This is a genomic window from Actinomyces sp. Z5, from assembly GCF_003287795.1.
GTDB classification, from domain to species: domain Bacteria; phylum Actinomycetota; class Actinomycetes; order Actinomycetales; family Actinomycetaceae; genus Actinomyces; species Actinomyces glycerinitolerans.
In genome coordinates this window covers 1-25,954 of record NZ_QMIN01000039.1, presented here as the reverse complement: position 1 = coordinate 25,954, position 25,954 = coordinate 1, and the positions used below count along the sequence as shown (strand labels likewise).

The following is a 25,954-nucleotide window of genomic DNA, read 5'->3' as shown; positions in this document are numbered from 1 at the left end:
CGCCGTTCGGCCTGCCCGCCGACGGCGCAGCGGCCCCGCCCCATCCACACGACCTAAGGGAGCACTCCCGCGATGACGGAGAACAGCCGGGCGCAGCAGACCACCGACAACCCCACGCCATACCGGTACACGGCCGACCTGGCCGGACGCCTGGAGACCGCCTGGCAGGACCGGTGGGAGCGCGAGGGGACCTTCAACGCCGACAACCCCGTCGGCGCCCTGGCCGGCCCCGACGCCGCCAAGGAGAAGTTCTTCCTGCTGGACATGTTCCCCTACCCCTCCGGTAAGGGCCTGCACGTGGGGCACCCGCTGGGCTACATCGCCACCGACGTCGTGGCTCGCTTCACCCGCATGACCGGCAAGAACGTCCTGTACACCATGGGGTACGACGCCTTCGGCCTGCCCGCCGAGCAGTACGCCGTCGCCACCGGACAGCATCCGCGCATCTCCACCGAGGCCAATATCGCCAATATGCGCCGGCAGCTGCGCCGGCTCGGCCTGTCCCACGATCCGCGCCGTTCGCTGGCCACCATCGACGTTGACTACGTGCGCTGGACCCAGTGGATCTTCCTGCAGGTGTACAACTCCTGGTTCGACCCGGACGCCCCCCGCCGCGACGGCCGCGGTACCGGCGCCGCCCGCCCCGTGAGTGAACTGATCGAGAAGCTCGCCTCCGGGCAGACCCCCACCCCCGACGGGCGCCCCTGGGCGGAGCTGACACCAGGGGAGCAGGCCGACATCGTCGACTCCCACCGGCTCGCCTACGTATCCTCCGCCCCGGTGAACTGGTGCCCCGGGCTCGGCACCGTGCTGGCCAACGAGGAGGTCACGGCCGAGGGCCGCTCCGAGCGCGGCAACTACCCCGTGTTCAAGCGGAACCTGCGCCAGTGGATGATGCGCATCACCGCCTACGGCGACCGGCTGGCCGAGGACCTGGACACGGTGGACTGGCCCGAGAAGGTCAAGACCATGCAGCGCAACTGGATCGGCCGCTCCGAGGGCGCCGAGGTGACCTTCGCCCTGCCCGAGGCCGACGCCGTCGGCGCCAGCCAGAACGAGCTGACCGTCTACACCACGCGCCCCGACACCCTGTTCGGCGCCACCTTCATGGTGGTCGCCCCCGAGCACCCGCTGCTGGGCGGCCTGTCCGGAGCCAGCCCGGAGCAGGATGCCGCAGCCCTGACCGTACCGCAGGCCTGGCCCGAGGGCACCCGTGACGCCTGGACCGGCGGCTACGCCACCCCGGCCGAGGCGGTGGCCGCCTACCGGGCCCGCGCCGCCCAGGCCACGGAGGCCGAGCGCACCGACACCGAGCGCACCAAGACCGGCGTCTTCACGGGGCTGTTCGGTACCAACCCCGTCAACGGCGCACAGGTGCCCGTCTTCGTCGCCGACTACGTGCTCATGGGTTACGGCACCGGTGCCATCATGGCCGTCCCCTCCGGCGACCAGCGCGACTGGGACTTCGCCCGCGCCTACGACCTGGACGTCATCGCCACCATCGCCCCACCGGAGGGATTCTCCCTGGATGAGGCCGCCTGGACCGGCGACGGGCAGATCATCAACTCCGCCAACGCCGAGATCAGCCTCAACGGCATGGGCAAGGACGAGGCCAAGGCCGCCATGACCGCCTGGCTGGAGTCCAGGGGTTACGGGCACGGCGCCGTCACCTACCGACTGCGCGACTGGCTGTTCTCCCGCCAGCGCTACTGGGGCGAGCCCTTCCCGATCGTCTGGGACGAGGACGGTCGCCCCCACGCCCTGCCGGAGTCCATGCTTCCGGTGGAGCTGCCCGAGGTCAGCGACTACTCCCCGCGCACCTACGACCCCGACGACGCCACCTCCTCCCCGGAGGCGCCGCTGGGCAAGGCGAGCGAGTGGGTGGAGGTCGAGCTCGACCTCGGCGACGGGCTCAAGACCTACCGGCGCGAGACCAACACCATGCCCCAGTGGGCCGGCTCCTGCTGGTACGAGCTGCGCTACATCGACCCCACCGACGCCGAGCACCTGGTCGATCCCACCAACGAGGCCTACTGGATGGGGCCCCACCCCGAGGCCGGGAATACCTCCGGCGGCACCGACCTGTACGTCGGCGGCGTCGAGCACGCCGTCCTGCATCTGCTCTACTCCCGCTTCTGGCACAAGGTGCTCTTCGACCTGGGGGTCGTGTCCTCCTCCGAGCCGTACCACAAGCTGTTCAACCAGGGCTACGTGCAGGCCTACGCCTACACCGACGCCCGGGGCCAGTACGTGCCCGCCGACGAGGTCGAGGAGACCCAGGACGAGGCCGGCAAGCCCGTCTTCACCTGGCAGGGGCAGCCCGTGAGCCGCGAGTACGGCAAGATGGGCAAGTCCTTGAAGAACATCGTCACCCCCGATGACATGTACGACGCCTACGGCGCCGACACCTTCCGCGTCTACGAGATGAGCATGGGCCCGCTCGACCAGGACCGCCCCTGGGACACCCGCGCCGTCGCCGGCGCCCAGCGCTTCCTGCAGCGGCTGTGGCGCAACGTCGTCGACGAGACCAGCGGCGAGGTGACGGTGTCCGACGCTCCCGCCGATGAGGCCACCCGGCGCCTGGTCGCCCGCACCATCGTGGGCGTGCGCGATGACTATGAGGGCATGCGCCTGAACACAGCGATCGCCAAGCTGATCGTACTCAACAACCACCTCACCGGTTTGAAGACCGTGCCGCGCGAGGCCGTGGAGGCCCTGGTGCTCATGGCCGCGCCCGTCGCCCCGCACATCTGCGAGGAGATCTGGCAGTGCCTCGGGCACACCCGCTCGCTCGCCCACGAGCCCTTCCCGGTGGTCACCGACGAGGCGCTGCTGGCGGCCGAGAAGGTCACCTGCGTGGTGCAGGTCAAGGGCAAGGTCCGCGACCGCCTGGAGGTCGACCCCGACATCGACGCCGCCGAGCTGGAGAAGCTTGCCCTGGCCGCCCCCGGCGTGGTCCGCGCTCTAGACGGCCGCGGCGTGCGCAAGGTAATCGTGCGCGCCCCCAAGCTGGTGAGCGTCGTCCCCGAGTGAGGGGGCGGCGCCCCACCGGGCGCGTGTGGTTGTCTCGGCGGTTGGCTATCAGCCGGTCACAGCAGGATGCACACGCCGATGACGACCACCAGGTTGATCAGTATGAAGACTGCGAGCGCCCGCCCGACCGGGTGCCCGTAGTTCAGGTCGACGCCGACGCCGGCGCGTTTGGGCACCAGCAGCGAGGGGTCCGCGCGGTTGACGTAGAACAACCCGCCGAGCCACAGCTCGTCGTCGTCGGGGGAGTCGGCATCCACGGGTGTGAGCCGGCGTGTGAACCGCCGGGAGAGTCGGATCAGGTCGGCGATCATCCACATGATCAGCAGGCAGGTGACCGTCACCGTGATAGCCAGCCACCAGCGCGCGGCGGCCGGTGACTTCGCAAGCGGCAACACCAGGATGCCGGCGAAGGAGACGCCCGTGGCCAGGGCCAGCGGTCCCATCACCCGGTCGATCAGGTGCGCCTGGGCGAGGGTGAGCCGTCGAGTTCGGCTCCGGTCGCCGTCGACGGGGATGCTCGCGAGCAATCTGCGGCGGACGATTCTGGTGCACAGCGCCACCACGGCGACCAGACCGAGGCCGATGGCCGCAGGCAGTAGCACCTGCAGGGGACTGCGCCGCGCCCAGCCGTCGACGGTGCCGTCGGCTCCCCAGTGGATCGGCAGTGGGTCGGGCAGCGTGTCGTAGCGCAGTAGTACGAAGACCGCGGCGACCAACAGTAGGAGCACCGAGGCGACGTACCAGGGCATTGCGCCGCCGGATTCCTCGGGGGTGCCGATCGGGGCCAGCTTTCGCACCCGCCGGTCCTCGTACCAGCCCTCCTGCCGTTTGGCCTCGATGATGGGCAGGCGCACGACCGTCCAGGACGCGAAACCCGCGCCCAACTGCGCCAACATGACGATCACGGGCAGGCCCGGGCGGCTGGCGGAGATGCCGCTTAAGTGCAGCAGCGCAATCGCCGCTACAGCGACGGCGGCGCCGACCAGGCAGCATCTGTGCCATGCGCGAATGGCGCGACGCACGACCGGTGCGTTGACGTGGTCGGCGGGTACCGACACGCCCAGTGGGAGCGTGTCCCGGGAGATGGCCGGAGTCGCCCAGAACGCCAGGCCCAGCACGACGGCGGTCAAGCTCATGCTTACGGTGTAGGCCAGCATTAGCGTTCGCTCCCCACCGGTGAGAGCGTGTCGAGCTGGTGGGCGGCGGCGTCGAGGATCTGCTTCTCGGCCAGGCCGTGTGCGCGGGCCTCGGCCAGTAGCGTGCGCAGCCGCGACTGCCACGCGGCGGCCTCGGTCCAGTCACCCGCAGGAGCGATGACGGTGCCGGACTTGGCGTTGGTGACAACCAAGCCCTCGGCGCGCAGAAGATCGTAGGCCTTGGAAACGGTGGCGGGGTTTATGGCGAAGGCTCCGGCGAGGGCGCGCACGGAGGGCAAACGCTGTCCGCGCGGCAGCTCGCCGCGCGCAATTCCTTCCACGATCCGGTCGCGGATCTGCTGGTAGATCGGGGTGGGGGACAGGGGGTCGATTTCCAGGTCCATGCTGCGAACTCCCGGTGAGGGCACGACGAACTGATCTGTACTGCTAATACTAGTACAGATGGTGCAGATGGGTCAGGTGCGTCGACGCGATACGCGCTGGGGTCAGCGGCCGCGCAGGATGTTGCCGAGGATGGAACGGGTGATCTGGCGGCCGGCGGAGCCGATCAGCTTCTCCACCTCGCGCTGACGCCGCTCGGCGGCCCGCTCCCGGGCCCGCTGCTCGCGCTCGGCCGCCTTCTCCGCCTCACGCTGCAGCCGCTCGGCGGTGCGCTGGGCCTCCCGGGCGGCCTGGGCCTCGGCCTTCGCCTGTGCCTTAGCCGCCTCCTGTGCGGCCTTCTCCGCCGCGGCCTGGGCCTCGGCCGCGGCGCGGGCCGCCTCGGCGCGGGCCGTCTCCTCCTCGGTGCGCTTGGCCAGCAGCTCGTAGGCGGACTCGTTGTCCACCGCGGTGGCGTACCTGGGCATGAGTGGCGAGGCCGAGAGCACCGACCGGATCGTGGCCGGCTGTGCCGGACCCATTACCGCGGCCGGAGTGTTCACGACGACGGGCGCCACCGGTGCGGGACGGCCCTTCTCATCCAGCACCGATACCACCGCCTGGCCCGCACCCAGGCCGGTGAGCACTCGAGTCAGGTCCAGTGGGGAGACCGGGAAGGTGGATACCGCCTGCTTCAGCTTGGCGGCGTCGGCCGGCGTATGGGCGCGCAGCGCGTGCTGGATGCGGCTGCCCAGCTGGGCCAGCACGGCCTCGGGCACGTCCGTGGGGGACTGGGTGATGAACACGATGCCGACTCCCTTGGAGCGAATGAGTCTCACCGTGCGCGTGACCGCCTCCAGGAAGGCCTTGCTGGCACCCTCGAACAGCAGGTGCGCCTCGTCGAAGAAGAACACCAGCGCCGGCTTGTCCGGGTCGCCGACCTCCGGCAGCACCTCGAACAGCTCGCCCAGCAGCCACATCAGGAAGGTGGAGAACAACGTCCCCTGGGACTGGATGTCCGCCAGTTCCAGGGAAGAGATGACGCCGCGGCCGTCGGCGGCGGTCCGCAGCAGGTCGTGCACGTCCAGGGCCGGCTCCCCGAAGAAGACCGAGCCGCCGGCCGCCTCCAAGGCGGAGACCTGCCGCAGGATCACCCCCGCCGTCGCGCTGGACACCCCGCCGATGCCGCGCAACTCCTGCTTACCGGGCTCGGTGCCGGTTAAGTAGTCGACCACGCTGCGCAGGTCCTTCAGGTCTATCAGCGCCAACCCCTGCGCGTCCGCCCAGTGGAACACCAGTTCCAGCGCGGAGGTCTGCGTGTCATTAAGCCCGAGAACGCGGGAGAGCAGCACCGGCCCGAAGGCCGTGACCGTGGTGCGGATGGGGGTCCCGGTGGAGGCGCCCGCTGCGGTGGCCGGCTGCGCCGCCGTCCCCTCCGAATCCCCGAGGGTGAACAATTCCAGCGGGAAGGCCCGCCCCTCCCATGCCTGCCCGGTGGCGGCGTTGCGAGCCGCGAGCTTGTCGGAGGCGGCGCCGGCCTCCGCCAAACCCGTCAGGTCCCCCTTCACATCGGACAGGAACACGGGCACGCCGGCGGTGGACAGTCCTTCCGCCAACAGTTGCAGGGTGCGCGTCTTGCCGGTACCGGTGGCGCCGGCGACCAGGGCGTGACGGTTGAGCAGACCGAGCGGGATGCCCACGTTCACCCCGGGCACCGGGATCGGCTCCGACGTCTTCGTCCCGGCCGGGTGCGGCTCGTCTTCGGTGGGGTAGTCCAGGTAGGTACCCACCGGCAGTACGGGGCCGGCGAAGGCGTATCCGTCCCGCACGCGGGCGGCGTAGCCGGAGGCTGCTTCCGACTCCACCTCCGGGGCGTCCTGCGGCTCCGTTGCTGCGGGAGCCGCAGGCGCCGTGGCGGCCGGGTCCGCCGAGCCGGGCGTGCGAGCCTCCATCTGAGTCGGCGCATCGAGCGGTTGAGGCGAGGACTCGACGGCGGGCTCGGTCTGAGCGGCCAGCGCAGCCTCCAACGCTGCCTGTGCGGCGGCCGCCTTCGCCGCGGCGGCGTCCGCGGCCGCTTGCGCCGCCGCGGCCTTGAGGCGGGCGATCTCGGCTGGGTCGGGTGTGGGACTCGTCATGCCCGCATCGTATGCGGCCATGCAATTCCAACGCGAGGTCGGTTGAACTTACGTGCCGAGGTCGGTAGTTGTTACGTGCCGAGGTCGGTCGATAAGGGATACCGGCCGTTGTTCACCGGCCCGGTAGGTGAGTTTGAGCCGCCATCGCGCGGTTGCATAGGTCCGGCGCATTTGCGTCGCCGATCCGTGCGACGATGGGAGGCATGAGCCGGTGTCACTTCGGCGTGTATGCCCGCATAGTCGAGGGCGCGCGCATGCTCTGTGTCCGTAAGACGCGCGGACCGTACATGGGGCTGTGGGATCTGCCGGGTGGAAGACCCGAGCCGGGCGAGTACTGGGAGGAGACCCTGCGCCGTGAGTTGAAAGAAGAAGTGGGTATCTCGTCCTTCACGGTGCAGGGTATGCGACGGGTGGAAGTCCACGTGACCGAGGACTCGTGCGGCAACACCATCGACTTCTACCACTACGGGGTGGTGGCGGATGTGGCGCTCGCGGAGGAACTGCCGCCGCTGGCCCCGACCTCGTCCGACACCGGTGGTTACCAGTGGCGTCGGCTCGACGAACCCTCCTGCCTGAGCGCCCTCGCTCTCCTCGCGGCCAGGGTGCCCCGGGTGTGAAACGGCCCGGCGGGTTAACAGACTCTCCAGGTTTACGGGTTGGCGGACGGCGGCTCGTGGCTCGCTGTACCCGCAAGTCGGAAGCGCCGGTTGACAGGGTATCGGCGTCGGAGGCTTACGCTTCGAGCATGTCGCTCACGGTGGTCACCGACTCGGCAGCCTGTCTGCCCGCTGCGCTCGCGGATGCGCGCGGCATCATCGTCGTTCCCCTGCATACCGTGGAGGCGGACGACGGCGCGGCGACGACGGCGCGCCCGACGGTCGCCGAACTCATTGACGCCTACCGTCTGGCCGCGCGGCGCGGCGACGAGGTGCTCGCGGTGCATGTCACGGCCGCCCTGTCGGGCACGGTCGAAAACGCCCGGACGGCGGCGCGCGAACTGGCCACACAGGGGATACCGGTCACGGCCCTGGACTCCGGGGCCTCGGGCGGCGCACTGGGGCTGGCCGCCCTGGCCGCCGCCGAGGCCGACGACGCCCGCCGCGGTGCCGCCCGCGCCCGCGAGTCGGCGGCCCGCTCCAGGCTGTTCTTCCTGGTTCAGGACCTGAACCACCTGCGGCGCGGCGGCAGGCTCAACCGTGGCACCGCCTTCGTCGGCGGAACCCTGGGCATTCGCCCCATCCTGACCACCGGGCCGGAGGGAATCGGCGTAGTCGAGACGGTCCGTGGTGCCGCCCGTGCCCGCCGCCACCTGATCGCGCAGGCCGTGCGTGCGGCGGGTGGAACCGCCCTGACCGGCCCGCGGCCACCCGCCGCGCCGGTGCGACTGGCCGTTCACTACGGCGACGATCCGGCCGACGGACGCGCCCTGGAGAACGATCTGGCAGATGCCATGGTCGAGGCCGGAGCCGTCGTAGAGTCCATCATGCGTTCACCCGCCGACCCGGCCAGCCGCGTCCACCTGGGCCCCGGCGCCCTGGGCATCGTCGTCGCCCCGCACCTGGAGCCGCCGCGCTAGTACACGCGCCGCCAGTGTCCACAGGCACCGTTCGCCGCACCCACCGCCGACGCCATCCACAGTCCCAGAGACGGGGCGACCTCAGTCGCCCTACCGTCGGCGCATGAGCGGCAAACGGGTGGCGGACCGGGTGGGCAAACGCCCCCTGACGGACTTCGTGCGCATCGCCTGCTCCACCGACCCGATCGAACCGGTGCGGCGCCCGCGGCGACTCGCCCTCGCCCCCAGGGCCGCCATCGGCATCGGCGTCGCCCTGGTGACACTGGCACTCGTTCTCGCCCTGCGCACGGTGCTGGTCGCCCCCAAGCCCCACAGCCGCGATGCCGCCACCACTTCGGCTGCCCCCGCGGCGACCGTCCCGGCTACCGATCCACTGGGAACCGTCGCGCCGGCCGGAGCTGAGGCGGGTGGGGAGGTGGTGGTGCACGTCGCCGGCGCCGTCACCAGCCCCGGCGTGGTCGTGCTGCCGGCGGGTGCCCGCGTCGTCGACGCGATCGCCGCCGCGGACGGCGCCCTGCCCGACGCGGACACCGACCAGCTCAACCTCGCCCGCATCCTCTCCGACGGCGAGCAGGTGCGTGTGCCGCACCAGGGAGAGGACGCCTCCAACTGGAACCTGGACGACGCCACCGCGGCGGGAACGAGCGCCGCGGGGAATGACGGCGGCGCCGAAGCCACCGGCGGCCGCGTCAACATCAACACCGCCACCGCCGCCGAACTGGAAGGCCTGACCGGCATCGGACCCGCCCTGGCCCAGCGCATCGTCGACTACCGCACCGAACACGGCCCCTTCACCGCCGTCGACGAACTCACCGACGTCTCCGGCATCGGCGCCGCCAAGCTCGAGGCACTCCGAGACGAGGCGACCGTATGAACAGCGATCGCATGAGCGCCAGGGCGGTCGGCGCGCGTCGGCACCGCGCCCACCGCACCGAGACCGCCCCCTGGGACGATCCCGCCACCCTGCGCCGCCTGTCCCCGAACCGGCGTGCGCGGCACGCCATCAGCGACAGTGCCCCACCGCCACTCGACCTGCGGCTGGCTCCCGCCGCGGTCGCTGCCTGGGCCGGCGCCTTCTGGGCGATCGGCCTAGGCGGAGAACGGCCCTGGCTGCCCGCGGCGGTCGGTGCGGCCGGTGCCGTGCTGGCAGCAATCCCCCTGGCCGTGGCCGGTGCCGGTTTCCGTCCGCCCCGGCACCGCCACGACCCCAGGCCCGGCGCCAACGCCCCCGACGGCTCCGCGATCGGATCGGTGTCCGCCTCACTGCTCGTACTGGTGCTGGCGGTCGCAGCGGTGCTCGCGGCCACCGCGGCCGGCTCCTGGGCTCGCAGCCGCGATCCACTCACCCTTGCCGCCGCGCAGGAGCGCACCGTCATCCTGACCGGCACGGTCACCCGCACACCGCGCGCCACCGCCACCGCACGCTGGACGACCGTCTTGACCACGCTCGCCGTCGACACCGTCGACGGCGCCCGCTCTCGCCTTACGGCAACGGTTCTGGGAGACGCCGACTGGTTGAAGGTGCCCATGGGCGCACCGGTGCGCGTACAGGTGCGGCTGCGGCCCGCGGACCCCGGCGGCGCCGAGGCCGCCATCATCGGCGCCAACGCCGCAGTGACCACCACCGGCCCCGCCACCGGGGTGCTCGGCACCGTCGCCTCCCTGCGTGACGGGCTCATCACCGCCGTCGGGCCGGAGCCCGCCCGGACGAAACCCGGGAGCGGGACCCGGGTGACCTGGCCGGCCGGCGCCCGTGCCCTCGTGCCCGGCGTCGCCCTCGGGGATGACCACGCGCTGCCCACCGAGGTGCGCGAGGACATGCGCACCGTGTCCATGACCCACTTGACGGCGGTCTCCGGTGAGCACGTAGCCATCGTCCTGGGCCTGGCGCTGACCGGACTGGGCATCCTGCCCCGGTGGGCGCGTGCCGGCGTCGGCGCCCTGGTCCTGGCCGGGCTGGTGGTGTTGGTGCGTCCGGACGGCTCCGTGCTGCGGGCGGCCGCCATGGGCGCGGTCATGCTGCTGGGCGTGGCGGCGGGAAGACGCTCCGCCTCTCTGCCGGCCCTGTGCACCGGGGTGATCGTCCTGCTGCTGGTCGACCCGTGGCAGGCCCGCGACTACGGCTTCGCCCTGTCCGTGCTGGCCACCGCCGGCATCCTGCTCGGCGCCGCCCCGCTGACCGCCGCCCTGTCCCGCCGCCTGCCGCGCCCGCTGGCCGCCGGCCTGGCGCTGCCGGTGGTCGCACAACTCGCCTGCGCCCCGGTGCTGGTACTCCTGCGTCCGAGCGTCGGCATCTGGTCGGTGGCGGCCAATGTGCTCGCCGCCCCGCCCGTGCCCGTAGCCACCGTCTGCGGCATCCTCGCCGCCCTGGTGGCGCCGTGGTGGCCGCAGGCCGCAGCGGTGATCGCGTGGCCGGCGACGGCCTCTTGCGCCTGGCTGGCGCTGGTGGCCCGGGTGTGCGCCCGCCTTCCGGGCGCTGCCCTCGCCTGGCCGGGGCAGTTGGGCGGGGCGCTGTTGCTGGCCGGCATAGAGGCGGCGGCGATCGCGGCCCTGTATCGGCGTGGCCGGCGGCGCGAACATGGCACCGGCCGCCGTGGCAGGCTATGAGCCATGGCAACCTCCCGAACCTCCCGCGGCGGCCGCCGCGCCCCCGCCGGACCCGCCTGGGACGAGGTCGAGCTCGCGCCGATCGTGCTGATCCGGGCGGGGGAGGAGCTGCTCGCCGACCGGGCCGTATCGCGGCTCCAGGCCCAGGCGCGCCGACGGGACCCGGCCACCGAGGTCACCATCGTCCAGGCCGCCACCTACGAGGCCCACCAGCTGGACACGCTGGTGTCGCCATCCCTGTTCGGCGAGCCCAAGCTCGTGCTCATACCCGCCCTGGAGCAGATGACCGACGCGCTGCTGACGGACCTGCTCGCCTACGTGCCCGCGCCCGCCCCGGATGTCACGGTGATCCTGCGGCACAACGGCGGCCAGCGCGGCAAGAGGCTACTGGACGCGCTCGGCAAGTCCTCCTACCCGGTCTGCACGATCCAGGCCGTGAAGTCTCCCAAGGACAAGGCCGCCCTGGTGAGCGCAGACGTACGGCGGGCCGGGCGCCGCATGGAGCCCGACGCCGTCGGGGCGCTGGTTGACGCGCTCGGAAACGACCTGCGGGAACTGTGTGCGGCCGCCGAGCAACTCATTTCCGACACGCAGGGCACCATCACCGTTGACATCGTCAACACCTACTACGCCGGTCGCTTCGAGGCCACCGGCTTCACCGTCGCCGACGCCGCCGCGGCCGGGAACGTCGCCCAGGCCGTCACCGCCCTGCGGCACGCCCTGGCCACCGGCACCGACCCGGTGCCCATCGTCGCCGCCCTGGCCATGAAGATCCGCCAACTCGCCCGGGTCGCCGCCATGGGTGGTCGCCGTGGCATGACCGCTCGCGACCTGGGCATGGCGCCGTGGCAGGCAGACCGCGCCCGCCGCGAGCTGGCCGGCTGGTCCGACGACGCCCTCGCCGTGGCGATCCAGGCGGTAGCCCGCGCCGACGCCGAGGTCAAGGGCGCCTCCCGCGACCCCGTCTACGCCGTCGAGCGGGCCGTTATCACCATCTGCGACGCCCGCCGCGGAAGAGTGCCGGGGCGCTCCTCCTAGCGCCGGACCTACCGCCGGGTGCTTGGCCGCCCGCCGCTCAGGACTGTGCGATGGCGGCCAGAGTCAGCGCGGTGCGCATTGCCGCGCACGCCGCCTCGTAACCCTTGTCCTCGTCGGAGCCGGGGCCACCGCAGCGGGCGAGCGCCTGGGCCTCGTCGTCGCAGGTGAGCAGGCCGAAACCCACCGGCACCCCCGTGTCGAGGGCAACCCTGCTCAGCCCGTCGGTGGCGGCTCGGCACACGTAGTCGAAGTGCGGAGTGCCGCCGCGGATGACCACCCCCAGCGCCACGACGGCATCGGCCCCGCCTCGCGCCGCGGCGGCGGCGAGGATCGGCAACTCGAAGGAGCCGACGGCCCGCACAACGTTAGCCCGCGCCCCGGCGTCCTCGATAGCGCGCAGGGCCCCCGCGAGCAGACCGTCCATGACCTGCTCATGCCACTGGGCGGCGACAACCGTCACCTTCATTCCATGCGCGCGCGGTGCACTCTGCTCCGGCGCCCCGGTTCCACTCATCGTGCTGCTCCTTCGGTCTCGTTGATGCTGCTGTCGCCGGTGCGGTCGCCGCTGTCGTCCAGCGCCGGTCGGTCACTGGAGGCCGTCTCCTCGGAGGGCAGGGCAGCCGACGGGGGAGGTGTCCCGCCGGCGTCGAGCCCCGTGAACAGGTGCCCCATGCGATCACGTTTGGTGCGCAGGTAGGTGAGGTTCTCCCCGTTGGCGAAGGTCGGCGTCGCCCGCCGGGCGGACACGCTCACCCCGTAGCGCTCCAGGCCCGCGACCTTGTCCGGGTTGTTCGTCATGAGCTCGACCGAGCGCACGCCGAGGAACCTCAGCACCTGGGCGGCGGTGGCATAGCTGCGCGCATCGGCCGGCAGCCCCAGTGCGACGTTGGCGTCGAGGGTGTCCATGCCCCCCTCCTGGAGCGCGTAGGCGCGCAGCTTGTCGATGAGCCCGATGCCGCGCCCCTCATGATCGGAGGCATAGACGAGCACGCCGCGTCCGCGGGCGCTGATCGTCTCCATGGCGGCGCGCAGCTGCGGCCCGCAGTCGCAGCGCAGGGAGGAGAGGACGTCGCCGGTCAGGCAGGCGGAATGCACCCTGGTGAGGACGTCCTCGCCGTCGCCGATACTGCCGCACACGAGCGCGAGGTACTCGGCGCCGTCGACCCGGCTGCGCAGGGCATGAGCGGTGAACTCTCCGTGGGCGGTGGGCAGGTGCGCCGTGACGACCTCCTCGACGAGCTCCTCGTGCAGCCACCGGAAGTGTTCGAGCTCGCCTACCGAGATCATGGGTATGGAATGCGCGTCGGCCAACTGACACAGCTCGTGGCGGCGCGCCATGGTTCCGTCGTCGTTGACGACCTCGACGAGGACCCCGACCGGGCGGTGACCGGACAGGCGCATGAGGTCGATGGCGGCCTCGGTGTGCCCGCGGCGCGCAAGAATCCCTCCCCGGCGGGCGCGCAGCGGGAAGACGTGGCCGGGGTGGACGAGGTCGGTCGGTACGGAGTCCGGGTCTGCCAGGACGCGGATGGTGCGTGCCCGGTCGGCGGCGCTCACGCCGGTCGTAACCCCGTTGCGGGCGTCTGCGCTTAGCGTGAAGGCCGTTCGCTTGGGGTCGGTATTGCGATCAGTCATCATGGGGATGTCCAGGCGATCGAGCTCCTCCGCCGTCGTGGGCACGCAGATGATTCCCGTTGAGTGGCGGACGGCGAAGGCCAGTTGCTCGGCGGTGGCCGTCTGTGCCGGGAAAATGAGGTCCCCCTCGTTCTCCCGGGCCTCGTCGTCGACGACGATCACCATGCGGCCTGCGCGAAGCGCGCCGAGGGCCTGCTCGACGGTGTCGAAGCGGATGCCGGCAGACGTGTCCGCGGGACCGGCAGTCGGATCGTCCCGGTGCTCCATGGGGCGGGTGCTGTCGGGCATGCTCACGCCTTCTCCCGATCCGACCCGGCGGCGAGGAGCCGTTCGACGTACTTCGACATGACATCGACCTCCAGGTTCACCCGATCGCCCGGCGCTCTGATGCCGAGGGTCGTGCGGCGCAGAGTCTCTGGAATGAGGCCGACGGTGAAGGACGGCCCGCCCCGGTCCGGGGCCTTGCCATTCCCGGTACCGTCGTCGACGTCGACCACGGTCAGGGAGACCCCGTCGAGGGCGACGGAGCCCTTGCCGGCGACGTAGCGGGCGAGATGCCGGGGCAGGCCGAGGCGCACGAGGTCCCAGTGCTCCCCGTGCCGGCGGTCAAGGATGTTGACGGTTGCGTCGACGTGTCCCTGGACGACGTGCCCGCCCAGGCGGTCACCCGCGCGCAGCGCCCGTTCGAGGTTGACGTGGTGGTCGGGGGCCAGGTCGCCCAGGTTGGTGCGGGCGAGCGTCTCCGCCATGAGGTCCGCGGTGAAGGCGCCGTCGTGCAGTTCGGTGACGGTCAGGCAGCAGCCGTTGACGGCGATGGAGTCGCCCTCCCGCGCGTCCCGGGTGACCGTCGGCGCGTCGACCGTGAGCCGGGCGGAGTCTGCCATGGTCTCGAGCCGGACGACCCGTCCGAGCTCCTCAACGATTCCCGTGAACATCAGTGATTCTCCTCAGCGTGTTGTGGGGGAGTGGGTGGAGTCATGGATGAGGGGACGGTTGTGGTGGCGAGGTCTGTGCCGCCGAGATCACCGGTCACGCGGATCGCAGGATCGCCGCCCGCGTCTAGAACCTCGACGTGAACCTGCCCGAGGCGCAGGATGTCGGCGATCGTCGACACTCCGAAGTCAGCTGTGGCGGCGAGCCCGGCGCCGAGCAGCGCGGGCGCGATGTAGGCGACCACCTCGTCGATTACGCCCGCGCGCAGGAAGGCGGCCGCGAGGGTGGGGCCGCCCTCCAGGAGGACGTGGCGGATCTCGCGGGCGGCGAGGGCGTTGAGTACGGCGTGCGGGTCGCGCTCCGATAGCAGGAGGTGATTGTCGTCGGCGAGCACCCGCGCGGTGGGTGGGACGGGACGCGAGCCGACGACGACGCGCAGCGGCTGAAGTCTGGCCGGTGCCGGTTCACCCGCCTCGTCACGGATGGTGAGTGCCGGGTCGTCGGCGAGTACGGTGCCGGTGCCCACCATGATGGCATCACAGTCGCGGCGCAGGCGGTGTGCGTCGTGTCGGGCCGCCGGAGGGGTGATCCAACGGCTTGTCGCATCGGCAGCGGCGATGCGGCCGTCGAGGGTCGCCGCGAGCTTCCAGGTCACCATGGGACGGCCGGTCCTGACGGCGAAGAGCCAGGGGCGCATGAGCCGTGCGGCCTGCTCGGCGCACAGGCCGCGCTGGACGCGGACCCCGGCGGCTGCGAGGGCGGCCGCACCGCCCCGAGCCTGCGCGGTGGGATCGTCCAGGGCGTAGATGACCTTGGCGACCCCCGCGTCGAGGAGCGCCTGAGAGCACGGGCCGGTGCGGCCCTGGTGATTGCAGGGCTCAAGCGTGACGACAGCGGTGGTGCCGCGCGCGCTGAAGCCCGACGCCGCCAGGTTCTTCAGGGCATCGACCTCGGCGTGGGCGGTGCCGGCGCCGCGGTGGTGGCCCTCGGCCAGGACGTCTCCCGTGCGGGAGAGAATGACGCAACCGACCCGGGGATTGGGACCGGCAGGGACGTCGGGGGAGGCGGCTGCGTCGAGGGCGCGGTGCATCGCGGCCGTCTCCGCAATCGAGAACGCGGTCATGTGGTCCTCTCCCTCGGGTGCGCTGGGGGAGAGGACGCGCGGGCGCGTCGGCCAACGGCCACATGACGCGACATCGCGTGTCCCGTGTGCGCTTCCCATCCGGACTTTTACCGTCGGTCCAGGAGTTCCACCTGGTCAGCCGACCGCAGAAGCGGACGGGTCGCGGACTGTCACCGCCGGTTCGGACTTACACCGACCCCAGAGCACACGAGAATGTCTCGTTGCGGCGAATATACCGAGACATGGCGATTGACACCAGCGATTTCGGTGGGGAGAGGGAACAGGCCGGGTTACTTCTTGCGATATAGGGACTTCGTGGCGAAGACCGGCTCGTTGGTCACCTGAATCCCCAGGGAGCGGAAGATGCCCTCGTCCACCGGTCCCAGGATGGTCGAGGTGTGCACGTCGCAGCCGCGCAGGCTGCCCAGCTCGTCCAGCGCGCGGGCGGCGTTGGCATCCCCGTTGGCTGACACCGCCAGCGCGATCAGTACCTCGTCGGTGTGTAGGCGCGGGTTGCGGCTGCCCAGGTGGCGGGTCTTGAGCGTCTGGATCGGTTCGATCGACTCCTTGGCGAGCAGGTCGACCGTCGGGTCTATGCCGGCCAGGCGCTTGAGGGCGTTGAGCAGCATGGCGGAGGAGCAGCCCAGCAGCGGGGAGGTCTTGCCCAGCGCGATGGTTCCGTCAGGCAGCTCAATGGCCGCGGCCGGCGCATCGGTCGCAGCGGCCAACTCCAATGCCGGTTTGACGACGGAACGGTCCTCCTTGGCAATGCCGAGCTTGCTCATCAGCAGGGCGATCCGCCCGGACTGGACCGGCTCGAGCATGTCCCGCTTCTCCGCCACCAGCGCCTTGTAGTAGCGGCGGATCACCTCCTGTTTGGAGGCCTCCCGGCACACGTCGTCGTCGCTGATGCAGTAGCCGGCCATATTCACCCCCATGTCGGTGGGGGAGGCGTACGGGGAGGTGCCCATGATCTGCTCGAACAGGCGTGAGAGCACCGGGAACACTTCAACGTCGCGGTTGTAGTTGACGGTCTGCACGCCGTGGGTGGCCAGGTGGTAGGGGTCGATCATGTTCACGTCGTCAAGGTCGGCGGTGGCGGCCTCGTAGGCGATGTTGACCGGGTGGTCCAGCGGCAGATTCCAGATGGGGAAGGTCTCGAACTTGGCGTAGCCGGAGGAGATGCCGCGCACGTGGTCGTGGTAGATCTGCGACAGGCAGGTGGCCATCTTTCCCGATCCCGGCCCCGGCGCGGTGACCACCACCAGGTCGCGGGACGTCTTGATGTACTCATTGCGCCCGTACCCCTGGTCGGAGACGATGCGCGCCACGTCGTTGGGGTAACCGGGGATCGGGAAGTGGCGGTAGACGGTGATGCCGAGCTTCTCCAGTTTGCGCTTGAACTCGGCGGCCTGCTGGTTGTCGTCGGTCCACTGGGTGATCACCACGCTGCCCACATACAGCCCGTAGTCGCGGAAGGCATCCACATGGCGGAGTACCTCGTCCTCGTAGGAGGTGCCGTGGTCGGCGCGGATCTTGTGGCGGGCGAAGTCCTTGGCATTGACGGCGACGATGATCTCCACGTCGTCGGCCAACTCGGCGAGCATCACGATCTTGTTGTCGGGGGTGAAACCGGGCAGGACGCGGGAGGCGTGCATGTCGTCGATGAGCTTGCCGCCGAACTCCAGGTAGAGCTTGCCGCCGAACTGGGCCCGGCGTTGTGCGATTCGCTCGGACTGCAGTTTGAGGTATTTGTCCCGGTCGAACCCGATGCGCATGCGTTCTCCTCACGGTCGCCTGAATGTGCGGCCGGGCGGGAGGGCGCCGGCCTGAGGAATCGTAACGCCGTCGGAGCGGGCCACGAGTACGGGTCCGGAAGACGGAAACCAGGAAGGGCGCCTCCCAGTTGGGAGACGCCCTTCCAGACGCATTCGTGCGCGCGCCGGGTCACATGGCGTTGACGCGCTTGGCCAGCTTCGACTTGCGGTTGCGGGCCTGGTTGCGGTGAATGACGCCCTTGGAGACGGCCTTGTCCAGCTTGCGGCAGGCCTTGCGCAGGTGCTCCTCGGCGGCCTGCTTGTCGCCGGCCTCGACGGCCTCGCGCGTCCGGCGCACGTAGGTCTTGAGCTCGGACTTGACGGACTTGTTGCGCAGGCGGGCCTTCTCGTTGGTCTTGATGCGCTTGATCTGAGACTTGATGTTCGCCACTGTGAGTGAAGCTTTCTGGTGTCTGAATGGTCAATGGCCGGAGAGAGGGTTGGCGCCGCGGGCGGACTTGAGGTGGTGGAAGCACCCGGCAGGCCCGGTCGCCGGACCCCGAAGCCGGCCAGGCCAGAGGTCCAAGCGCACTTTAGCACCGGATACACCGGCAATACTCGGTCGAATACCGGCCGACGACGTGAAGTGCGTCGCGCCGCAGCCACCCGTGGCGGGTGATCAGGACCAGTGCGCCCGCAGAGCGGTAACGACGCCGTCGAAGGTTGACCGCTTCATGGTGGCGCCCTCGCGGCGCACCACATCCGGCTCGACGAGCAGCAGGCGGTCCAGGCGCACCTCGCTGGGGCGGCCCTTGGAGTCCCAGGGCCCGGTGCCGACGTCGTGCCAGTAGCGACCCCAGCGGGCCTCCTGGGCGGCGTCAAGGTCGTGGTCCTTGCTGGTCAACTGGGCGGCGACGAGCCGCTTGCCGTGGTGGGCCAGGACGAGCACGGGACGGTCCTTGCCCTGGGTGGCGTCCTCCTCGAAGGGCACCCAGGTCCACACCACCTCGCCGGGATCGGCGTCGCCGTCGGGATCGGGGGAGTAGGTGAAGTCCGGAAGTCCCAGGGAGGCGACGTCGTAAACGCCGACGCCGTCGTGCGCGCCCGTGCGGGGGCTGTGTGCCGGCGCCTGGGGGTGGGAGACGGTGTGCGCGGCACTCTTGGACGCACCCGCCCGCTTCGCCTCAGGCCGGGACGAGCTGCGCTTGCGCGACTTCTCCCGGGTGCTCAGCTCCTCCTCTAGGGCGTCGGTTACGGTCCGTTTGGCGCTGGAGGTAAGAATCCGGGCGATCCGCTTGAGCAGTGGGGAGGGCATGAGCCGACCCTACCGTCACGCATACGGTTCTCCACCACACGTACGACTTCCCGCCACACGTACGCGTTTTGGAGCCATGCGACTGCTAGAGGCGGGAACCTCCAAAACGCGTACGTCAGGGGCAAACGCGTACGCACGGCGGGGCGTAGGCCTACGCGCGAGGGGCACTCCGTCAGACCCGAGGCGTTGCCCGCCGGGCCATGCGCGCCAGCAGCGCCCAGAAGACCGCGCAGCCCGCCACGGCCCAGGCCAGGACCGGACCGATGCCGGCCCAGTCCAGGCCGCCGGCGTCGGTGAGGGCGCTCGAGCCGAGCGTCAGCGCCCGCGTTACCAGCGAGTACGGCCACAAACCCGCCAGTGTCTGCGCCTTGTAGGCGACCCCAATGCCGATCACCGCACCGGCCAGCCCCAGGGCCACTGGCGCGGCGAAGGACCGCATCCGCATCGACAACAGGGACTGCAAACCAACCAGCGGCACCGCCGCCACCACCGCCAGTAGTGCCGAGACCGCGAAGCCGATGGGCAGGCCCCCAGCCAGGTGCAGGAACACAATGCCGGACAGCCAGGTGAGTGCGATCAGCAGCAACTGCATGGCGGCCACCGGCATCAGGATCACGCCCGTCTTCGCCAGGGCGACCGCGGCCGGAGAGTGCGGTGTCGTGGCCATGTAGTTCCAAGACGAGCCCCGATGCTCCGGGCGCCACGCCGCCGCCAGCAGCAGGGCGACCGCGATCGAGAAGAAGAACAGGCCGTAGAACAGGGTGACTTGACCGACGAAGGTCTCCCAAGTAGGCGACAGCACCTCCTGATTCATTGCGAAGTTGACCGATCCGGAGATGACGGTGAGCACCGGCAGTACCGCCACGACCCACCACACCAGGGACCTGCGTAGCTTGAGGGCCTCCACGGCCAGCAGGGCCGGCCAGGTGCCTTTTTTGGCGGTCGGCGTCGAGGTAACCGAAATGGGGACGGGAGTACCGCGTGAAACACTGGTTGCGGGCACGGGGCTCACCTTTCGATGCGGTCGAGGCGGGAAGTGATTGCGTAGAAACAGGCGGCGGCCAGCCCCAGAAACCCGGCTATCCAGCCCAGGGGTGGGCGGGCGACCATGACGTCGCCGGTGCCGACCTGGGAGATGGGGCAGATCATCGCCCAGTACCCCCATGGCAGCAGCCGCGCGAGCCAGGCCGGGGCGAGGAACATGTACACGCCGATGAAGGCCCCCACCAGCCCGAGGCCCACACACGCAAGCTGGTTGTCGAGCACGGCCGCGAGCAGAACATGCAGCGCGCACATGGCCAGGTCGACGCCGATCAACAGGGCGGTGTATCCGGCCCATATCCCGATCGGCAGCGGCACGGTGGCGCCGGCGGTGCAGGCTGCCAGTATTAGCGCCAGCGTCTGCAACGCGAGTGTCGGCACCAGCACGAGTGCCAGGGTGGCGAACTTGGCCCGACACAGCCGCCCGGGCGTCAGGCCGGCCGTCGCAGACAGGTACCAGCCGCCGGATGCGTGCTCAATGTCGGTCAGGCGGCTGGCCAGTACGGCCACCAGGATCGGCGAGAACAGGGCGTTGATCAGCGCATACTGCAGCAGGATCCCCTCCCACGGGTGGGCGGCCGGATCGTTCAGGCCCGCCCGGGAGGACGCGGACAGCGGCGCGGCGAACGCCACCGCCGTCACACCCAGCACGGTCACGATCGGCGTGGTGCGAAGGCGCCGCAGCTTGGCCAGTTCCATTCGCACGGCGACGCGGAAGGACCCGCCCGGGCTTTGCGGCGGTACGTAACCGCCGCAGCCGTGGCGCCCGCGGGAGGGCATGGCGACTGTCGGCTGTGCACCCATCACAGCGCCCCCGCTCCGCCGGTCAGGTCCATGAAGACGTCCTCCAGGCTTTGGGGCTCACGCCGCAGCTCATACACGGGGACGTCCGCGGCCACCAGCCGCCGCACCAGCTCGGCGGCGGCCCCGGGAGACAAGCCGGGAATTCGTACACCGGCGTCTGTCACGACCGTCGTCGCAGGCGGCTCCGGGGCAGGGCGGTTGCCTGCGGCACCGTCCAGGCCGGCCAGCATTGTCGGGGTGAGGGCCTGTGGCCGGGGCGTGACCAGGAGCAGGTCCGGCACCGAACGGCGCATGAGCTCGGCACGCGTGCCCTGGAAGACGAGCCTGCCGGCCGACAGGACGCCGAGCACGCTCGCCATGCGGTCGATCTCATCGAGCAGGTGACTGGAGACCATCACCGTCACGCCCTCACCCGCCAACGACACCAGCAGATTGCGCACCTCCTCGATGCCGGCCGGATCAAGGCCGTTGGTCGGCTCGTCCAGGATGAGGAGCTCCGGCTGGCGGGCCAGCGCCATGGCGATCCCCAGCCGCTGCTTCATACCCATCGAGTAGGTCTTCACCAGGCGGTCCCGATGGCCGGTCAGACGCACCAGGTCAAGGGCCCGGTTCACCTGGGCGTCGCTGAGCCCGAGCATGCGCTGCACCAGGCGCATGTTCTCGGCGCCCGTCAGGTGCCCGTAGCCGGGCGGCTGCTCGATCATGGAGCCGGTGCGCGCCATGAGCCCGCCGCGACTGCGCCGATCCAGCGGGACGCCGAACAGGTTCACGCTTCCAGACGTCGGTGTCAGCAGGCCGAGCAACAGCTTCATGGTCGTGGACTTGCCGGAGCCATTGGGGCCCAGGAAGCCGTAGACGACGCCGCGGGGAATGACAAGGTCGAGGTGGTCGACAGCGGTGCGGGCGGCGGCGCCCCTGCCGAAGATCTTGGTCAGGGCACCGGTGGTGACGACGGCGTCCGGGAACCGCGCCGCGGCGTCGCCCCCGGTGGGTCCGGGGCGGGTGAGGGTGACTGTGTTCATGCCTTGCAGCATTCCCGCGCCCGCGGTCGTCGGCATCAGGCCCGGGGCGGAAGTTCGGGCGCGCTCGGTCGCCGGACTCATACTCGGGTATGAAGACCCGGCCCCCGCCGTGCCGCTACCGTCGCATACCGGACAGCGCTCCGTGGAGGGCAGGCCCCTTACACAGGTGGGGAGAGGCGGGGATGAGGATGCGCGACGGCGAGGCAGCGGGGCGTGGCCGGCGGGCGCCGGCCGTGCCGGACAGCGGTGTGCGGCGGTGGCCGCCAAGGGGGCGTCCGGGTGTGGCCGACATGCTGCTGGCCGTCTCCCTGGCCTATGTGTGCGCATGGAATCCGCCCATGATCACGGAGCAGCCGGCCGGCGCTCTGCGCAACGCACTCGTCGACTCCGGTGCCTACGTCATCATCCTCGCCGTGTGCTGCGTGGCCATCGCGCTGCGCCGCCTCGCCCCGACCGTCGCCGTTGTCGCCGTCGGAGTGGCGCTTGCCGCTCATGTACTGATCTTCGACGGGCTCTCCATCCTCGCCATCGTCGCCTGCCTGGTGGCGGTGGAGACCTGCACGAGTCGTGTCCCGCGCCCCCACGCCTGGCCGCTGGCGGCCCTGGGCTACCTCGGTGGCGCGGTCGGCGCCCTGCGCGCGGACAAGCTGATCGACCCGCCCACCCCGGGCGCCGAGCTGATCGTCCTCGCGGTGAGCTGGGCGTTCATCACCGTCGCCGTCCTGACCGGCCTGCTGCGCCGACGCGCTCGCGAGCGGATCGAGCAGGCCCTGGAGCGGGCAGAGGTACTGGCCGCCCAGCAGGAGGCCGAACGACGTCTGGCCGTGGTGGCCGAGAGGCAGCGCATCGCCCGGGACGTGCACGACCTGCTGGGGCACTCGCTGTCCGTCATCGGCATGCAGGCCGAGGGCGCCCGGGCCGTCCTGGCTACTGATCCCGCGGCCGCCGCCGAGGCGCTGGCGGTGATCGGGCGGACGAGCCGGCGCTCCGTCTCCGAAGTGCACGCACTGGTCGACATGCTGCGCGCCGACGTCGACGAATCCCCCTTGGCCCGGCCCTCGCCGCAGTCGGACGGGAGCGCGGCACCGGCCGGCTCGAGTCCGGGCCTCGACGACGTGCCACGGCTCGTTACGGGTGCGCGGCGGGCGGGCCTGCCGCTCACCCTCGACCTGCGCTGCGACGCCGAGCCGCCGGCCCCGGTGGGGGAGGCGGCGTACCGCTGCGTACAGGAGGCCCTGACCAACGTGATGCGCCATGCCGCATTCGCGCCGACCAAGGTCCGGGTGCGGGGCGAGGACGGAGGAGTCGATATCGTCGTCGAGAATGCGGAGCCCATATCGGCCGGAGGCGGTGCCGCTGGCGCACTGGACGACGACACCCGGCGGGGAGCGGGGCTGCAGACCATGCGCGAACGAGTGGTGGCGCTCAACGGCCGGTTGTGGGCCGGGGAGCGGTCGGAGGGCGGCTGGCGCGTGCACGTCACCCTGCCGGCGCCGTCGCACCTCACCCAGGCGCAGCCGGGACAGGCCGCATGAACGGCATCATCAGGGTCGCGCTGGTGGACGACGAGCCGCTGTTCACCGCGGGGCTGACCATGCTGCTGGGGGCACAGCCGGACATCGAGGTCGCCTGGCAGGCCGGCGACGGTTGCCAGGCGCTGCGGCGTGCGCAGAGCGATCCCGTGGACGTGATCCTGCTGGATGTGCAGATGCCCGGCGTCGACGGCCTGGCCACGACCCGCCGCCTGATTGAGGCGGGAGCCCAGGGCCGCATCGTCATACTCACCACCTTCGACACCGACGGCTACGTCATGGGTGCCATCGAGGCCGGCGCGGCCGGGTTCCTGTTGAAGAACACGGCCCCGGAGCGGCTTATCGAGGCGGTGCGCACCGTCCATGGCGGCGACTCGGTCATCTCGCCCGGACCGACGCGGCGGTTGTTGACCGCCGTACGCGCCGGCCAGGAAGAGCAAACCCGGACCCAACCGCCGCCGCTGCCCGGTGGGCTCACCGAGCGGGAGACGGAGGTACTCGCGCTGGTGGCCCGGGGGCTGACCAACCAGGAGATCTGCGACCGGCTGTGGCTGTCCATGGCGACGGTGAAGACACACATCTCCCACCTGTTGGCCAAGACCGGGGCGCGCGACCGGGTGCAGCTGGTGCTACTGGCGCTGCGCACCGGCGTCGTCGAGCTTGATGAGCTGCTGATCGAGACAGAGGCGTGAGCCAGTCCTGAGACAGCCGTGAGGCAGCTCCGGCACCCGATGGGGCCTCGGGGAGGCCGCGCAGGCCGTCCTGATCTGCGTCGGCGGCTGCGGCCGAGCCGCCGACGGGCTTAGAACACTCCTCCGAAGACCCAGCCGAACAGTGCCTGGGCGTAGAGCAGGCCGGCCACCAGGTTGCAGACTGTGCCGGCGAGGAACACCAGCACGGGCTTCCAGCCGGCCTCCCGCAGGGCACCGACGCGGAACTCCAGGCCGATCGACACGAAGGCCAGTGTGAAGAACAGGGTCTGGAGCGCTTTGGCGGAGGCCAGACCGGTGCTCAACCAACTGCTCTCGTCCGCGACCAGGCCGGGCGCGGCGGCGGCACTGGCGGAGACCAGCACCGACGCGGCGATGAAGCCGAGAACGAACTTCGGGAAGCGCTGCCAGACCTCGCGCCAACCGGGGCGGGTAGCAGAGGCGGCGGTGCCGTCGGCGTCACGGCGGTCCACGCGCAGGGTGAACCAGAGGGACAGGCCCACGGCAACGAAGCCGATGAGAGCGTTCTGCGTCATCTTCACAATCGCGGCGAACTCGAGCACGTCCTCGCCGGCGACGGCCCCCGCGGCGGTGACTGCCGCCGTGGTGTCGATGTTTCCGCCGATCCAGGCCCCCGCCACCGGCGCGGACAGTCCCAGGAGGGCGGCGAGCCACGGCAGCAGGAAGATGCTCGGCAGGGCGAAGACCACGACGAGCCCGGCCGTGTAGGCGAGCTGCTCGCGCTTGGCGTTGACGGCACCTGCCGCCGCCACGGCGGCCGAGACCCCGCAGATCGACAGCGCCGTGGCCAACAGGGCCTTGAGGTGCGGTTCGACGCGCAGCAGGCCGGCGATCCACCAGGTGAACAGGAAAACCGTGGAGATCATGAGCAGGGCCTGAATGATCGCCGGCGCCGCCGCGGAGACGATCACGTTGATGTTGACGGTCGACCCCAGGAGTACGAGCCCCGTCTTAATGAAGAACTCGGTGCGGAACGCCGCCGAGAGGCGGTCGATGACGCCGAGCGCCGACAGGAGGGCATTGGCGACGAATCCCAGGGCGATGGCGTAGACGGGGAACTCGATCGACCCGGCGATTCCGCCGAGCCAGGTCCCCTCGCTCCAAAGGGGGACGTGACTGTCCAGGTAGTCGACGGTCGCGGCCAGGCCGACGACGACGGTGACACCGAGCAGCGTCCAGCCCGGGGAGGTGGACTCCGGGCGGGCGTCCGGGGTGGGCTCGGCGGCGGGGCCGGCAGCAGTGGGCGCGGGCGTGTTGACGCGGGCGGGAGCACTCATCACAACCACCCCGAGATGTTCGGGATGATGCCCAGCAGGGCCAGAACGAGCAGGCCGAGTCCGGTGATGGTGGCCACCCAGTCCTCGCTCAGGGAGAACTTTCCGTCCCCATTGGGCGGGATGACGGTGGTGGGTGGGACGTCCACGTGGCCGTCCGCGGCCTTGGTATTACGGCCGGTGTTAGTGGTAGGGGACATGGGCAGACCTTTCGGGTACTGCTGCGTACACGTCAGGACCTGCCCAGACAAGTGGGGCCCGTTAGAGGGACAGACACAGGAGGAGTCGTCGGCAGGCACCTGCCGACGCAGCTCGTGTCAAGGGAAGGGCGTGTCAGTCGGCAGCGGTGATGCGGATACCGCGACACATACACATCTCGGCCGCGCCGAAACGGCCGCCGGCTGCGCCGATGGCCGAACGGAGCGGGAGAGTACTGAACACGGCTCGGACCATAGGACAGGGCGGAGCCGACAATCCAGGCCCGTCCGCATGGCGAACTGCGGTGATTCTCGGCACGCAACTGGCTGTTTGTGTTTGTGGGTGCGGTGGTTCGGGCGCGGCTGGTGGTGTGGTTGTCGGGTTCGGGGCCCTGTTCGACGAGAGCCGGCCTACCAGGTGGTCGGGTTCGGGTGTGGGAGGTCGTATTCGGATCGCCGAGGTCGTGTTCGGGCCGCCGAGGTCGTATTCGGCCGATCGGAGGACGTCCTCGGGCCGCCGTGGGGTGGACGGTTCGTGTGTTCCGGTGACGGTTCGGCACTTAGTACCGACGATTCGTACTCTTCTACGACGGTTCGGCACCTAGGGGTACGTACCGTCGCTGTTATGTCTCAGGACATCGGTGACAGTTCTGTGTCAGGACATCGGTGACAGTTCGTGGGTTGTTG

General features: G+C 70.6%; 23 protein-coding genes and 1 riboswitch. Of the genes, 8 read left to right on the top strand and 15 right to left on the bottom strand.

Annotated elements, in window-relative coordinates:
• The first annotated feature begins 72 nt into the window (after positions 1 to 72).
• Complete coding sequence (locus tag DRB06_RS04080) at positions 73 to 3,033, top strand: leucine--tRNA ligase (protein ID WP_111819186.1); 2,961 nt, start codon at positions 73 to 75, stop codon at positions 3,031 to 3,033.
• A 56-nt stretch (positions 3,034 to 3,089) separates the two neighbouring features.
• On the opposite strand, the gene DRB06_RS04075 is transcribed toward DRB06_RS04080, so the two are convergent.
• The 3 genes from DRB06_RS04075 to DRB06_RS04065 form a co-directional block, all read right to left on the bottom strand.
• The gene (locus DRB06_RS04075; protein WP_159097671.1) at positions 3,090 to 4,169 is read right to left on the bottom strand and encodes a DUF1648 domain-containing protein; all 1,080 of its coding nucleotides are present in this window, start codon (positions 4,167 to 4,169) and stop codon (positions 3,090 to 3,092) included.
• A gap of 20 nt (positions 4,170 to 4,189) precedes the next feature.
• Positions 4,190 to 4,573, bottom strand: a complete 384-nt coding sequence (locus tag DRB06_RS04070; RefSeq protein ID WP_111819185.1) for a GntR family transcriptional regulator — start codon at positions 4,571 to 4,573, stop codon at positions 4,190 to 4,192.
• Between the two features lie 102 nt (positions 4,574 to 4,675).
• Positions 4,676 to 6,682 carry a helicase HerA-like domain-containing protein gene (locus DRB06_RS04065; RefSeq protein ID WP_111819189.1) on the bottom strand — a complete coding sequence of 669 codons (2,007 nt, stop codon included), beginning with the start codon at positions 6,680 to 6,682 and terminating at the stop codon, positions 4,676 to 4,678.
• 203 nt (positions 6,683 to 6,885) lie between these two features.
• Here DRB06_RS04065 and DRB06_RS04060 point away from each other — a divergent pair, with 203 nt between their 5' ends.
• The 5 genes from DRB06_RS04060 (at position 6,886) to holA (ending at position 11,903) form a co-directional block, all read left to right on the top strand.
• Positions 6,886 to 7,299 (top strand): NUDIX domain-containing protein, encoded by a 414-nt coding sequence (locus DRB06_RS04060; protein ID WP_159097670.1) that lies wholly within the window; start codon positions 6,886 to 6,888, stop codon positions 7,297 to 7,299.
• 128 nt (positions 7,300 to 7,427) lie between these two features.
• Complete coding sequence (locus DRB06_RS04055; RefSeq protein ID WP_108967552.1) at positions 7,428 to 8,258, top strand: DegV family protein; 831 nt, start codon at positions 7,428 to 7,430, stop codon at positions 8,256 to 8,258.
• A 103-nt stretch (positions 8,259 to 8,361) separates the two neighbouring features.
• Positions 8,362 to 9,132, top strand: coding sequence for a helix-hairpin-helix domain-containing protein (locus DRB06_RS04050; RefSeq protein WP_234415867.1), 771 nt, complete (start codon positions 8,362 to 8,364; stop codon positions 9,130 to 9,132).
• On the top strand, positions 9,129 to 10,865 hold the full coding sequence (locus DRB06_RS04045; RefSeq protein WP_258522134.1) for a ComEC/Rec2 family competence protein: 1,737 nt from the start codon (positions 9,129 to 9,131) through the stop codon (positions 10,863 to 10,865). Before DRB06_RS04050 ends, DRB06_RS04045 begins: the two co-directional genes overlap by 4 nt.
• Before the next feature lie 3 nt (positions 10,866 to 10,868).
• A complete protein-coding gene (gene holA / locus DRB06_RS04040) occupies positions 10,869 to 11,903 on the top strand; it encodes a DNA polymerase III subunit delta (protein ID WP_111819184.1) in 1,035 nt (344 codons plus the stop codon).
• Between the two features lie 37 nt (positions 11,904 to 11,940).
• Here holA and ribH read toward each other — a convergent pair whose 3' ends face one another.
• The 10 genes from ribH to DRB06_RS03990 form a co-directional block, all read right to left on the bottom strand.
• The gene (gene ribH / locus DRB06_RS04035) at positions 11,941 to 12,417 is read right to left on the bottom strand and encodes a 6,7-dimethyl-8-ribityllumazine synthase (protein ID WP_108967548.1); all 477 of its coding nucleotides are present in this window, start codon (positions 12,415 to 12,417) and stop codon (positions 11,941 to 11,943) included.
• Entirely contained in the window at positions 12,414 to 13,805 is a 1,392-nt protein-coding gene (locus tag DRB06_RS04030) for a bifunctional 3,4-dihydroxy-2-butanone-4-phosphate synthase/GTP cyclohydrolase II (protein WP_111819188.1), read from the bottom strand. Before DRB06_RS04030 ends, ribH begins: the two co-directional genes overlap by 4 nt.
• 23 nt (positions 13,806 to 13,828) lie before the next feature.
• Complete coding sequence (locus DRB06_RS04025; RefSeq protein WP_108967546.1) at positions 13,829 to 14,473, bottom strand: riboflavin synthase; 645 nt, start codon at positions 14,471 to 14,473, stop codon at positions 13,829 to 13,831.
• The gene (gene ribD, locus DRB06_RS04020) at positions 14,473 to 15,594 is read right to left on the bottom strand and encodes a bifunctional diaminohydroxyphosphoribosylaminopyrimidine deaminase/5-amino-6-(5-phosphoribosylamino)uracil reductase RibD (RefSeq protein ID WP_108967544.1); all 1,122 of its coding nucleotides are present in this window, start codon (positions 15,592 to 15,594) and stop codon (positions 14,473 to 14,475) included. Before ribD ends, DRB06_RS04025 begins: the two co-directional genes overlap by 1 nt.
• Before the next feature lie 82 nt (positions 15,595 to 15,676).
• Positions 15,677 to 15,805: riboswitch (FMN riboswitch) on the bottom strand.
• A gap of 79 nt (positions 15,806 to 15,884) precedes the next feature.
• The gene (locus DRB06_RS04015) at positions 15,885 to 17,372 is read right to left on the bottom strand and encodes a DUF1846 domain-containing protein (protein ID WP_108967542.1); all 1,488 of its coding nucleotides are present in this window, start codon (positions 17,370 to 17,372) and stop codon (positions 15,885 to 15,887) included.
• 169 nt (positions 17,373 to 17,541) lie between these two features.
• Positions 17,542 to 17,802, bottom strand: coding sequence for a 30S ribosomal protein S20 (gene rpsT, locus DRB06_RS04010; protein WP_073328083.1), 261 nt, complete (start codon positions 17,800 to 17,802; stop codon positions 17,542 to 17,544).
• Positions 17,803 to 18,030: 228 nt separating this feature from the next.
• Positions 18,031 to 18,666: a type II toxin-antitoxin system PemK/MazF family toxin gene (locus DRB06_RS04005; protein WP_108967539.1), complete on the bottom strand. Its 636-nt coding sequence runs from the start codon at positions 18,664 to 18,666 to the stop codon at positions 18,031 to 18,033.
• Between the two features lie 172 nt (positions 18,667 to 18,838).
• Positions 18,839 to 19,669: an ABC transporter permease gene (locus DRB06_RS04000; RefSeq protein WP_234415865.1), complete on the bottom strand. Its 831-nt coding sequence runs from the start codon at positions 19,667 to 19,669 to the stop codon at positions 18,839 to 18,841.
• Positions 19,670 to 19,674: 5 nt separating this feature from the next.
• Positions 19,675 to 20,487 carry an ABC transporter permease gene (locus DRB06_RS03995; RefSeq protein WP_108969755.1) on the bottom strand — a complete coding sequence of 271 codons (813 nt, stop codon included), beginning with the start codon at positions 20,485 to 20,487 and terminating at the stop codon, positions 19,675 to 19,677.
• A 23-nt stretch (positions 20,488 to 20,510) separates the two neighbouring features.
• The gene (locus DRB06_RS03990; protein ID WP_234415864.1) at positions 20,511 to 21,533 is read right to left on the bottom strand and encodes an ABC transporter ATP-binding protein; all 1,023 of its coding nucleotides are present in this window, start codon (positions 21,531 to 21,533) and stop codon (positions 20,511 to 20,513) included.
• 290 nt (positions 21,534 to 21,823) lie between these two features.
• Between DRB06_RS03990 and DRB06_RS03985 the strand changes: the two genes are divergently transcribed.
• Together DRB06_RS03985 and DRB06_RS03980 are read left to right on the top strand one after the other, a co-directional pair.
• Positions 21,824 to 23,068: a sensor histidine kinase gene (locus DRB06_RS03985; protein ID WP_258522135.1), complete on the top strand. Its 1,245-nt coding sequence runs from the start codon at positions 21,824 to 21,826 to the stop codon at positions 23,066 to 23,068.
• Positions 23,069 to 23,073: 5 nt separating this feature from the next.
• Positions 23,074 to 23,757: a response regulator transcription factor gene (locus tag DRB06_RS03980; protein ID WP_181575180.1), complete on the top strand. Its 684-nt coding sequence runs from the start codon at positions 23,074 to 23,076 to the stop codon at positions 23,755 to 23,757.
• A gap of 110 nt (positions 23,758 to 23,867) precedes the next feature.
• Here DRB06_RS03980 and DRB06_RS03975 read toward each other — a convergent pair whose 3' ends face one another.
• Positions 23,868 to 25,073 carry a YeiH family protein gene (locus tag DRB06_RS03975; protein ID WP_111819181.1) on the bottom strand — a complete coding sequence of 402 codons (1,206 nt, stop codon included), beginning with the start codon at positions 25,071 to 25,073 and terminating at the stop codon, positions 23,868 to 23,870.
• Positions 25,073 to 25,270, bottom strand: coding sequence for a hypothetical protein (locus DRB06_RS03970; protein ID WP_073328090.1), 198 nt, complete (start codon positions 25,268 to 25,270; stop codon positions 25,073 to 25,075). The genes DRB06_RS03975 and DRB06_RS03970 overlap by 1 nt, the downstream gene beginning before the upstream one ends.
• Positions 25,271 to 25,954 lie beyond the last annotated feature (684 nt).

Bases quoted from the DNA above. Each gene is read 5' to 3' on its own strand.
- DRB06_RS04080 (WP_111819186.1), top strand. From the start codon at position 73: ATGACGGAGAACAGCCGGGCGCAGCAGACCACCGACAACCCCACGCCA.
- DRB06_RS04075 (WP_159097671.1), bottom strand. From the start codon at position 4,169: ATGAGCTTGACCGCCGTCGTGCTGGGCCTGGCGTTCTGGGCGACTCCG.
- DRB06_RS04070 (WP_111819185.1), bottom strand. From the start codon at position 4,573: ATGGACCTGGAAATCGACCCCCTGTCCCCCACCCCGATCTACCAGCAG.
- DRB06_RS04065 (WP_111819189.1), bottom strand. From the start codon at position 6,682: ATGACGAGTCCCACACCCGACCCAGCCGAGATCGCCCGCCTCAAGGCC.
- DRB06_RS04060 (WP_159097670.1), top strand. From the start codon at position 6,886: ATGAGCCGGTGTCACTTCGGCGTGTATGCCCGCATAGTCGAGGGCGCG.
- DRB06_RS04055 (WP_108967552.1), top strand. From the start codon at position 7,428: ATGTCGCTCACGGTGGTCACCGACTCGGCAGCCTGTCTGCCCGCTGCG.
- DRB06_RS04050 (WP_234415867.1), top strand. From the start codon at position 8,362: ATGAGCGGCAAACGGGTGGCGGACCGGGTGGGCAAACGCCCCCTGACG.
- DRB06_RS04045 (WP_258522134.1), top strand. From the start codon at position 9,129: ATGAACAGCGATCGCATGAGCGCCAGGGCGGTCGGCGCGCGTCGGCAC.
- holA (WP_111819184.1), top strand. From the start codon at position 10,869: ATGGCAACCTCCCGAACCTCCCGCGGCGGCCGCCGCGCCCCCGCCGGA.
- ribH (WP_108967548.1), bottom strand. From the start codon at position 12,417: ATGAGTGGAACCGGGGCGCCGGAGCAGAGTGCACCGCGCGCGCATGGA.
- DRB06_RS04030 (WP_111819188.1), bottom strand. From the start codon at position 13,805: ATGGAGCACCGGGACGATCCGACTGCCGGTCCCGCGGACACGTCTGCC.
- DRB06_RS04025 (WP_108967546.1), bottom strand. From the start codon at position 14,473: ATGTTCACGGGAATCGTTGAGGAGCTCGGACGGGTCGTCCGGCTCGAG.
- ribD (WP_108967544.1), bottom strand. From the start codon at position 15,594: ATGACCGCGTTCTCGATTGCGGAGACGGCCGCGATGCACCGCGCCCTC.
- DRB06_RS04015 (WP_108967542.1), bottom strand. From the start codon at position 17,372: ATGCGCATCGGGTTCGACCGGGACAAATACCTCAAACTGCAGTCCGAG.
- DRB06_RS04005 (WP_108967539.1), bottom strand. From the start codon at position 18,666: ATGCCCTCCCCACTGCTCAAGCGGATCGCCCGGATTCTTACCTCCAGC.
- DRB06_RS03995 (WP_108969755.1), bottom strand. From the start codon at position 20,487: ATGCCCTCCCGCGGGCGCCACGGCTGCGGCGGTTACGTACCGCCGCAA.
- DRB06_RS03990 (WP_234415864.1), bottom strand. From the start codon at position 21,533: ATGAACACAGTCACCCTCACCCGCCCCGGACCCACCGGGGGCGACGCC.
- DRB06_RS03985 (WP_258522135.1), top strand. From the start codon at position 21,824: ATGCTGCTGGCCGTCTCCCTGGCCTATGTGTGCGCATGGAATCCGCCC.
- DRB06_RS03975 (WP_111819181.1), bottom strand. From the start codon at position 25,073: ATGAGTGCTCCCGCCCGCGTCAACACGCCCGCGCCCACTGCTGCCGGC.
- DRB06_RS03970 (WP_073328090.1), bottom strand. From the start codon at position 25,270: ATGTCCCCTACCACTAACACCGGCCGTAATACCAAGGCCGCGGACGGC.